Genomic DNA, 7,989 nt, shown 5'->3' on the forward strand with positions numbered 1-7,989 from the left:
CGACAGCGAGCGGATCGCGTCGCCGGCGTATTCCAGCACGTAGCCGGTGCCGCCTGCGGTGCCGATCTCGCCGATGATGGCCAGGATGATGTCCTTGCCCGTCACGCCGTCCGGCAATTTGCCGTCGACGGTGACGCGCATGTTCTTGGCCTTCTTCTGGATCAGCGTCTGCGTCGCCAGCACATGCTCGACCTCGGAGGTGCCGATGCCGTGCGCGAGCGCGCCGAACGCGCCATGCGTCGAGGTGTGGCTGTCACCGCAGACGATGGTGGTGCCGGGCAGCGTGAAGCCCTGCTCCGGTCCGATGACGTGGACGATGCCCTGACGCTTGTCGAACTCGTCATAATATTCGATGCCGAATTCCTTGGCGTTCTCGGCGAGCGCCTTGATCTGCTCGATGCTTTCCGGATCGGGGTTCGGCTTGGTGCGGTCGGTGGTCGGCACGTTGTGGTCGACGACCGCGAGCGTCTTCTCGGGTGCATGCACCTTGCGCCCCGTCGTGCGCAGGCCTTCGAACGCCTGCGGCGAGGTCACCTCGTGCACCAGATGGCGGTCGATATAGAGCAGGCAGGTGCCGTCATCGGCTTCGTGCACCAGATGGTCGTTCCAGATCTTGTCGTACAGGGTGGTCGGCTTGGACATGAGCGTCAGCTCCGGGAGAATATGTGAAGCGATATGCGCGGCTGGCGCGCGGGGGCAACAGATCGTCAGCGCAGCTTTTAGGCTGCGCGACTAAGCTCTGACGTTGCCGAGGTCGCGAAGCGTCCGAAGAACCGGCCGGGCAGCCGCGAGCGATCGTCGATGACGATGCGCTTGACGGGTGAGAGGCTGGTCAGATCTGGAAACATTCTAGAAGCTATATAGCATGCAGAGGCGAAAGCGCGAGAGTTTCCGCGATCGTCGTTGCGAGGAGCGGAGCTGCGAAGCAATCCAGACTGTTTCTGCTGTCGCAGTCCGGATTGCTTCGCTGCGCCTGCCATGACGGCTCGGCGCGCAACAAAAAAGCGCGGGGCGTTCGGCCCCGCGCTTTTCGAAACTTGCCTGGTGGCGGAGCTTACTCGCCGACGGCCGTCGCGCGGTCCTGCTTCTCGACGATGCGGGCCGACTTGCCGCGAAGGTTGCGGAGATAATAGAGCTTGGCGCGACGCACCTTGCCGCGGCGCACTACCTTGATCGAGTCGATCATCGGGGAGAGCAGCGGGAACACGCGCTCGACGCCCTCGCCATAGGAGATCTTGCGCACGGTGAAGCTCTCGTTGAGGCCACCGCCCGAACGGCCGATGCACACGCCCTCATAGGCCTGCACGCGGGTGCGCTCGCCTTCGACCACCTTCACGTTGACGATGACGGTGTCGCCGGGCCCGAAATCCGGGATGTCCTTGCCGGCCGAGAGCTTGTCGAATTGCTCTTGCTCGAGCTGCTTGATCAGGTTCATGGGTAAATCTCCATCGGCGCGCCCAGCCTTGGAAACGGGGGCTGCGCGAAATTCGTTTATCCAGCCATTGCGGATGTGGGCGCTCCTATAAGGCAAGCCGGAGCGTTTGTCACCCGTCTGTCTTGTTTTTTGGCGTTTTTTGCCGACCGGCCCGATTCGAGGCCTTGGCCGGCATCCGAGCCCACAAATCGGGCCGCCGGGCTGCCGTCAGCGCCTCGGATTCGGCCCGCCGCCAGGCTGCGACCTTGGCGTGATCGCCGGAGGTCAGGGTCTCCGGGATCGGAACCCCCTCGAACAGCTGGGGTCGGGTGTATTGGGGGTATTCGAGGAGGCCATCGGAAAAGCTTTCCTCGGTTCCCGAGGCTTCCTTGCCCATGACGCCCGGCAACAGGCGCACACAGGCGTCGATCAGGGCCAAAGCGGCGATTTCGCCCCCGGACAGCACATAATCGCCGATCGAGACCTCCTCCAGGCCGCGCCCGTCGATCACCCGCTGGTCGACCCCCTCGAACCGGCCGCAGACAATCAGCGGGCCGGGGCCCCGGGTCAGTTCGACGACGCGGGCCTGGGTCAATGGCCGACCGCGGGGGCTCATCAGGAGGCGCGGCCGGTCCGTGCCGATGTCGGCGGCGTCGATGGCCGCCGCCAGAACGTCCGCCCGCAGCACCATGCCGGGGCCACCCCCGGCCGGGGTGTCGTCGACGCTGCGGTGGCGATCGGTCGCAGAGGCCCGGATGTCCCGCGCATCCAGTTGCCAGAGCCCGGAGGCCAGCGCCCGCCCGGCCAGGCTCACGCCGAGCGGTCCCGGAAACATCTCCGGAAACAGCGTCAGCACCGTCGCGCGCCAGGGTGAGGGGTTTGTCATCCGATCTCGGTTGATCTCAATTGTCGTCGTCCCGGACAGGCGCAGCAAAGCCGCGCGCTGATCGGCGCCCCATCGCCACCGCAATCGAATTTGCGATGACTGGAGCCGCCAGCTTAGCCAAAAACCACGGCCTGTGGTTATGGGTCCCCACGCTCGCCGGGATGATCCGGAGAGGCGTCTCGGTCCTCGCCATCGATCTCCTCCGGCAGCGCGATCACGACGCGGCCCCCGGCGAGGTCGACTTCCGGCACCACGGCGTTCGAGAACGGCAGCAGCAGCGTCGTCCCCTTCGGCGGGGCGATTTCGATGATGTCGCCGGCGCCGAAATTGTGGATCGCGAGCACGCGGCCGATCGCATCGCCGGCCGTGGTGACGGCGGCGAGCCCGATCAGGTCGGTGTGGTAATATTCGTCCTCGTCGGTCGCCGGCAGCTTGTCGCGGGCGACGTAGAGCTCGATGCCGTTGAGCCGCTCGGCTTCATCGCGGGTCGTGACGCCCTTGAACGTCGCGACCAGATGATCCTTGGCCTCGCGCGCCTGCGCGACCTCGAACTGGCGCTTGCCGTCCTTGCTGACGAGCGGCCCGTAATGCCGCACGGCAAAGGGATCCTCGGTGAAGGTCCACAATTTCACCGCACCGCGCACGCCATGCGCGGCGCCGATCCGCGCGACGCAAACGAGTTGAGACATCAGCTGGCCTCGTCCTTCGAGATGCCGCTTCGCGGCACCTCGGGATGAGGGGATGGACCCTCATGCCGGGGAGCACGGCGTATGCCGTGCGCCGCGAAGCATGAAGGCCCGGCCATCAAGGCGAACTAGCCCTTCGCGGCGGCTTCGGCCTGCGCCTTGCGCTCCTTGCGCGGCACGGCCTTCTGCGGGTTGTTGCGCGCTTCACGCTTCTTGACGCCGGCGGCATCGAGGAAACGCGACACGCGGTCGGACGGCTGCGCGCCCTTGGCGACCCACGCCTTCACCTTCTCCATGTCGAGCTTGAGGCGGGCCTCGTTGTCCTTCGGCAGCAGCGGGTTGAAATAGCCGAGACGCTCGATGAAGCGGCCATCGCGCGGGAAGCGCGAGTCGGCGACGACGACGTGATAGACGGGGCGCTTCTTGGTGCCGGCGCGGGCGAGGCGGATAACGACGGACATCTAGTTCTCCTTCAAAGTACTGCTTGTTCGGTTGATTGGTATTCCGCGTTGCGCGAGACGCTTGCGATCCCGCGCGACGAATTCCTCATTTCTTCTTGCCTGGAAAGCCGCCGAGGCCCGGCAGCATCGGCTTGCCGCTGAGCCCGGTCAGGCCCGGCACATTCGGCAGGCCCTGGCGCAGGCCCGCGGGCAGGTCCTTCGGCAGATTGGGCAGGCCCTGTCCGCCGCCGCTCTGCATCTTCTCCTGCAGCGCCTTCATCTCCTCGGGCGATGGCATCTTCATGCCGCCGCCGAAGCCCATCGCCTGCGCGATGCCCGCGAGCGGGCCGCGCTTGCCGGAGCCCATGGCCTTCATCACGTCGGCCATGTTCCGGTGCATCTTGAGCAGCTTGTTGACGTGCTCGACGCTCTGGCCGGAGCCGGCGGCGATGCGCTTCTTGCGGCTCGCCTTCAGCAGGTCGGGATGCCGGCGCTCGTCGCGCGTCATGGAATCGATGATCGCGACCTGCCGCTTCAGGATCCTGTCGTCGATGCCGGCGGCGGCGATCTGGTTCTTCATCTTGGAGATGCCGGGCATCATGCCCATCAGGCCGCTGATGCCGCCCATATTGGCCATCTGCAGCAGCTGCTCGCGCATGTCGTTGAGGTCGAACTGCCCCTTGCGCATGCGCTCTGCAGTGCGCGCGGCCTTCTCGGCGTCGATGTTGGCGGCAGCCCGTTCGACCAGCGACACCACGTCGCCCATGCCGAGGATGCGGCCGGCGATACGGTCGGGATGGAAGTCTTCCAGCGCGTCGGTCTTTTCGCCGGTGCCGAGCAGCTTGATCGGTTTGCCGGTGACCGCGCGCATCGACAGCGCGGCACCGCCGCGGCCGTCGCCGTCGACACGGGTCAGCACGATGCCGGTGAGGCCGACGCGCTGATCGAACGAGCGCGCGAGGTTCACGGCGTCCTGGCCGGTGAGGCTGTCGGCGACCAGCAGCACTTCGTGCGGATTGGCGGCGGCTTTGATCGCGGCCGCCTCCGCCATCATCTCTTCGTCGAGCGTGGTGCGGCCGGCGGTATCGAGCAGCACGATGTCGTAGCCGCCGAGCTTGCCGGCTTCGAGCGCGCGCTTGGCGATCTGCGGCGGCTGTTGCCCCGCGACGATCGGCAGCGTCGGAATGTCGAGGTCGCGGCCGAGCACCGCGAGCTGCTCCATCGCCGCCGGACGATAGACGTCGAGTGAAGCCATCAGCACCTTGCGCTTGTCGCGCTGGACCATGCGGCGGGCGAGCTTCGCGGTGGTGGTGGTTTTGCCGGAACCCTGCAGGCCGACCATCATGATCGGCACCGGCGGCACCGAATTGACGTCGATGGTCTGGCCTTCCGCGCCGAGCGTGTTGACGAGCTCGTCGTGGACGATCTTGACCACCATCTGGCCGGGCGTGACCGACTTGACGACGGTGGCGCCGATCGCCTGCTCGCGGACGCGTTCGGTGAAGCTGCGCACCACTTCGAGCGCAACGTCGGCCTCCAGCAGCGCGCGGCGCACCTCGCGCATCGCGGCGTCGACGTCCTTTTCGGTCAGCGCACCGCGCCCCGTCAGACGATCGAGGATGCCGCCAAGCCTTTCCGACAGATTGTCGAACAATGCCGTTGTCCTGTTGCTGTCCTTCCGACGGGAAGAACGCTTCGTTGGTCTTCGCCGTCATGCCCCGCCTTCGCGGGGGATGACCGCTCCTCACTCGGAAGCAATCCTCCAAACACCTTTGCGCCCGAGGGCGCATCGCGCTGTCGGGCGTTGACCTCTGGCCTCCAGGGCCAGTCGGCGGGTCGAAAAGAAAGCCTTTCCGAGAAAGTGGCGGGGTTAAACGCCGCTCACGGCCAAAAGTCAAGGAAAGTTAGGGGTGCGAACCGGCTTTGCCAAGGCAAGATATTGAAAACATGATGTTTTCGGCGATGGGTTTCATTTTTCGTGGTCCCGCCCATATGACCGGTGATGACTTACCCCACCCTGCCTGAAGCCCGCCCGTGCCGATCACCCGCCGCCGCCTGTTTGGATTTCTTGCCGGAGCGGCCGTGCTGGTCGGGGTTCCATCCATCTGGATCGCCCGTATGAAAAACTATGACGGCCCCGTCTCCGACCATTTCGACGGCCTGCACTTCTTCGATCCCAACGGCGCGCCGCCGAAAGCGCTCGGCGAGGTGTTCCGCTGGCAGTTCGGGGGCGGACGGAAGCGCTCGACCTGGCCCGACTGGGTGGCGAATTCGCACGCCGATACCCCGCCGGCCCGCGTCGACGGCGACAAGGTCCGGCTCTCCTTCGTCGGCCACGCCAGCTGGCTGATCCAAACCGGCGGCCTCAACATTCTCGTCGACCCCGTCTGGTCGATGCGGGTCTCGCCCGTCAGCTTCGCCGGACCGAAGCGGCACAACGATCCCGGCATCGCCTTCGACAAGCTGCCGAAGATCGACGTCGTGCTGGTCTCGCACGGCCACTACGATCATCTCGACGTCGCGACGCTGTCGCGGCTGGCGAGGAATTTCGCGCCGCGCGTGGTCACGCCGCTCGGCAATGACCTTGCGATGCGCGATGCCGATTCCGCGATCAAGGCCGAAGCGTTCGACTGGCATGATCGTGTTGAGCTCGGCGGCGGCATCGCCGTGCACCTGGTGCCGACCCGGCACTGGTCGGCACGTGGGATGTTCGACCGAAACAAGGCATTGTGGGCGAGCTTCGTGCTGGAGACGCCGGCCGGGAAGATCTATGTCGTCTGCGATTCCGGTTACGGCGATGGTGGACATTTTCGCCGCGTCGCCGAGAAGCATGGGCCGTTGCGTCTGGCGATCCTCCCCATCGGCGCCTACGAGCCGCGCTGGTTCATGCGCGACCAGCACATGAACCCGGAGGATGCGGTGAAGGCGCTATCGGATTGCGGCGCGCAACAGGCGCTCGGGCACCATCACGGCACGTTCCAGCTCACCGACGAAGCGATCGATGCGCCGGCCAAGGCGCTGGTCGAAGCGCTCGACGCAGCGAAGATTCCGCAGGAGCGGTTCGTCGCGATGAAGCCGGGGCAGGTGGTGGAGCTCTGACCCCACTATCGTCCCGACGAAGGCCGGGACCCCATTCCGCGTGATCCGTCCTGTGCCGATGGTCGCGGCGCCGAACCGAGCGTCTTCGCCAAACCGCCCCCTGTGGTCATGGGTCCCGGCCTTCGCCGGGACGACATGATCGTCGTGGCGAGCAGTGTACCTTCCGCGTGCTACTGCGCCGGCTTGATCGCCCAGCTCACATTCACCGTCACCGACAGCGTTTCCTCGCCCGGGGCGACGGCAGCAGGCGCTGCCGCCATCGGCGCGGCCATCCTGGCCTTGAACAGCGGCACGGGGCCGCCGCCTTCCGCGACGCTCAGCGGCGCGCCGAGGGTGACGCCGGTGGCCTTCGCATAGATTTCGGCCTTGCGGCGGGCATCGACGACCGCCTGCTCGCGGGCGTCGTCGAGCAGCTTCGAGGCTTGCGTGACCTCGAAGGAGATGTTGCCGATGTCGTTGGCGCCGGCGCCGACCAGCGTGTCGATGATGCCGGCCACCTTGGTCACGTCGCGGATCTTCACGGTGACGCGGTTGCTGGCGCGGAAGCCGACCACGGGCGACGCGCCGGTGGATTTGTTCTGGCCGTATTGCGGCTGCAGCGACAGGCGCGAGGTCTGGTAATCCTTCTCGGCGACGCCGGCTCCCTTCAGCGCCAGCAGCACCTTGCCCATCGCGGCGTTGTTGGCGTCGGACGCCTCCTTCGCGGTTTTCGCATCGCTGGCGACGCCGGCATCGATCTGGGCAAGGTCGGGCGCGACGGACACGGTCGCTTCCCCGCTCACCGAAATGGCGGCCGGGAAATCGTCAGCGATGGCGGGCGACGCCATCAGTGCAGTGGCGAATACGGAGGCAAGCAGGGCGGTTTTTTTCATCGGTCTCACTTCAGCGGTACGAAAACATTGATCACGAGCTTGTCCTCAGCCGTCTTCAGGGGATCGGTGAGATATTCCTCGATGAACGTGTCCTTGGCTTCCAGCCTCTTGTCGTCGAGGTGATTGGTGATCGCCTCATAGGTGTTGTCCATGTTGTCGTAGGAGCCGCGATGGACGAATTTCAGGGCCTTGCCTTCGGGCGATTTGCCGATGCTCATGTCCTTGGGCAGCTTCTGCGGATCCTGATCGACCGGGATCTCGGCGAGGAAGGTGAAGCCGGTATCGTCGGTCGAGGTGTAGACGATCATGGGGTTGCCGGCGTGCTTGATGCCCTGCTTGTCCAGCAGCGTGTTCAGCGCCTTGAAGGCGTCGACCAGCGTGTCGAAAGCCGAGTCCCAATTGGCCGAGCCCTTGACCATCAGGACCTTCTTGGCCTCGAGCGTGGTCTCCTGGCCGAAGGGATCGGCGGTCTGCACCGGCGCCGGCGTGACGGCAGCGGCGGGTGGCGGTGACGCCGGACTGGGTGAGGCGCTGGCCGCGGGCGAGGGCGAGGCTGCGGGCGCGGGTGAGGCGCTGGCCGCCGGCGAAGGCG

At 66.0% G+C, this 7,989-nt stretch carries 9 protein-coding genes; 1 reads left to right on the plus strand and 8 read right to left on the minus strand.

Going from position 1 to position 7,989, the window contains the following annotated elements; genetic code table 11:
- The 6 genes from QM712_RS35675 to ffh all read right to left on the minus strand — a co-directional run.
- Positions 1-642 (minus strand): aconitase family protein (locus tag QM712_RS35675; protein WP_415027840.1); only part of this gene is annotated, 642 nt, incomplete at its 3' end.
- 412 nt (positions 643-1,054) lie between these two features.
- Positions 1,055-1,435 (minus strand): 50S ribosomal protein L19, encoded by a 381-nt coding sequence (rplS, locus tag QM712_RS35680; RefSeq protein ID WP_415027841.1) that lies wholly within the window; start codon positions 1,433-1,435, stop codon positions 1,055-1,057.
- Between the two features lie 109 nt (positions 1,436-1,544).
- Positions 1,545-2,300 (minus strand): tRNA (guanosine(37)-N1)-methyltransferase TrmD, encoded by a 756-nt coding sequence (gene trmD, locus QM712_RS35685; RefSeq protein WP_415027842.1) that lies wholly within the window; start codon positions 2,298-2,300, stop codon positions 1,545-1,547.
- A 137-nt stretch (positions 2,301-2,437) separates the two neighbouring features.
- Complete coding sequence (gene rimM / locus QM712_RS35690; protein ID WP_415027843.1) at positions 2,438-2,989, minus strand: ribosome maturation factor RimM; 552 nt, start codon at positions 2,987-2,989, stop codon at positions 2,438-2,440.
- 125 nt (positions 2,990-3,114) lie between these two features.
- On the minus strand, positions 3,115-3,447 hold the full coding sequence (gene rpsP, locus QM712_RS35695) for a 30S ribosomal protein S16 (protein WP_011083313.1): 333 nt from the start codon (positions 3,445-3,447) through the stop codon (positions 3,115-3,117).
- An 85-nt stretch (positions 3,448-3,532) separates the two neighbouring features.
- On the minus strand, positions 3,533-5,080 hold the full coding sequence (gene ffh / locus QM712_RS35700) for a signal recognition particle protein (protein ID WP_415027844.1): 1,548 nt from the start codon (positions 5,078-5,080) through the stop codon (positions 3,533-3,535).
- 380 nt (positions 5,081-5,460) lie between these two features.
- On the opposite strand from ffh, the gene QM712_RS35705 reads away from it, so the two are divergent.
- On the plus strand, positions 5,461-6,525 hold the full coding sequence (locus tag QM712_RS35705) for an MBL fold metallo-hydrolase (protein WP_415027845.1): 1,065 nt from the start codon (positions 5,461-5,463) through the stop codon (positions 6,523-6,525).
- 170 nt (positions 6,526-6,695) lie between these two features.
- On the opposite strand, the gene QM712_RS35710 is transcribed toward QM712_RS35705, so the two are convergent.
- On the minus strand, positions 6,696-7,397 hold the full coding sequence (locus tag QM712_RS35710) for an SIMPL domain-containing protein (RefSeq protein WP_415027846.1): 702 nt from the start codon (positions 7,395-7,397) through the stop codon (positions 6,696-6,698).
- 5 nt (positions 7,398-7,402) lie between these two features.
- On the minus strand, positions 7,403-7,989 hold a 587-nt coding region (locus QM712_RS35715; protein WP_415027847.1), incomplete at its 5' end, for a GyrI-like domain-containing protein.

The sequence above is a fragment of the Bradyrhizobium sp. genome (assembly GCF_047605465.1).
GTDB lineage: Bacteria > Pseudomonadota > Alphaproteobacteria > Rhizobiales > Xanthobacteraceae > Bradyrhizobium.

What these genes read in the sequence shown, in the direction of transcription:
- QM712_RS35710 (WP_415027846.1), bottom strand. Translation starts at nt 7,397, where the DNA reads ATGAAAAAAACCGCCCTGCTTGCCTCCGTATTCGCCACTGCACTGATG.
- trmD (WP_415027842.1), bottom strand. Translation starts at nt 2,300, where the DNA reads ATGACAAACCCCTCACCCTGGCGCGCGACGGTGCTGACGCTGTTTCCG.
- rpsP (WP_011083313.1), bottom strand. Translation starts at nt 3,447, where the DNA reads ATGTCCGTCGTTATCCGCCTCGCCCGCGCCGGCACCAAGAAGCGCCCC.
- rplS (WP_415027841.1), bottom strand. Translation starts at nt 1,435, where the DNA reads ATGAACCTGATCAAGCAGCTCGAGCAAGAGCAATTCGACAAGCTCTCG.
- rimM (WP_415027843.1), bottom strand. Translation starts at nt 2,989, where the DNA reads ATGTCTCAACTCGTTTGCGTCGCGCGGATCGGCGCCGCGCATGGCGTG.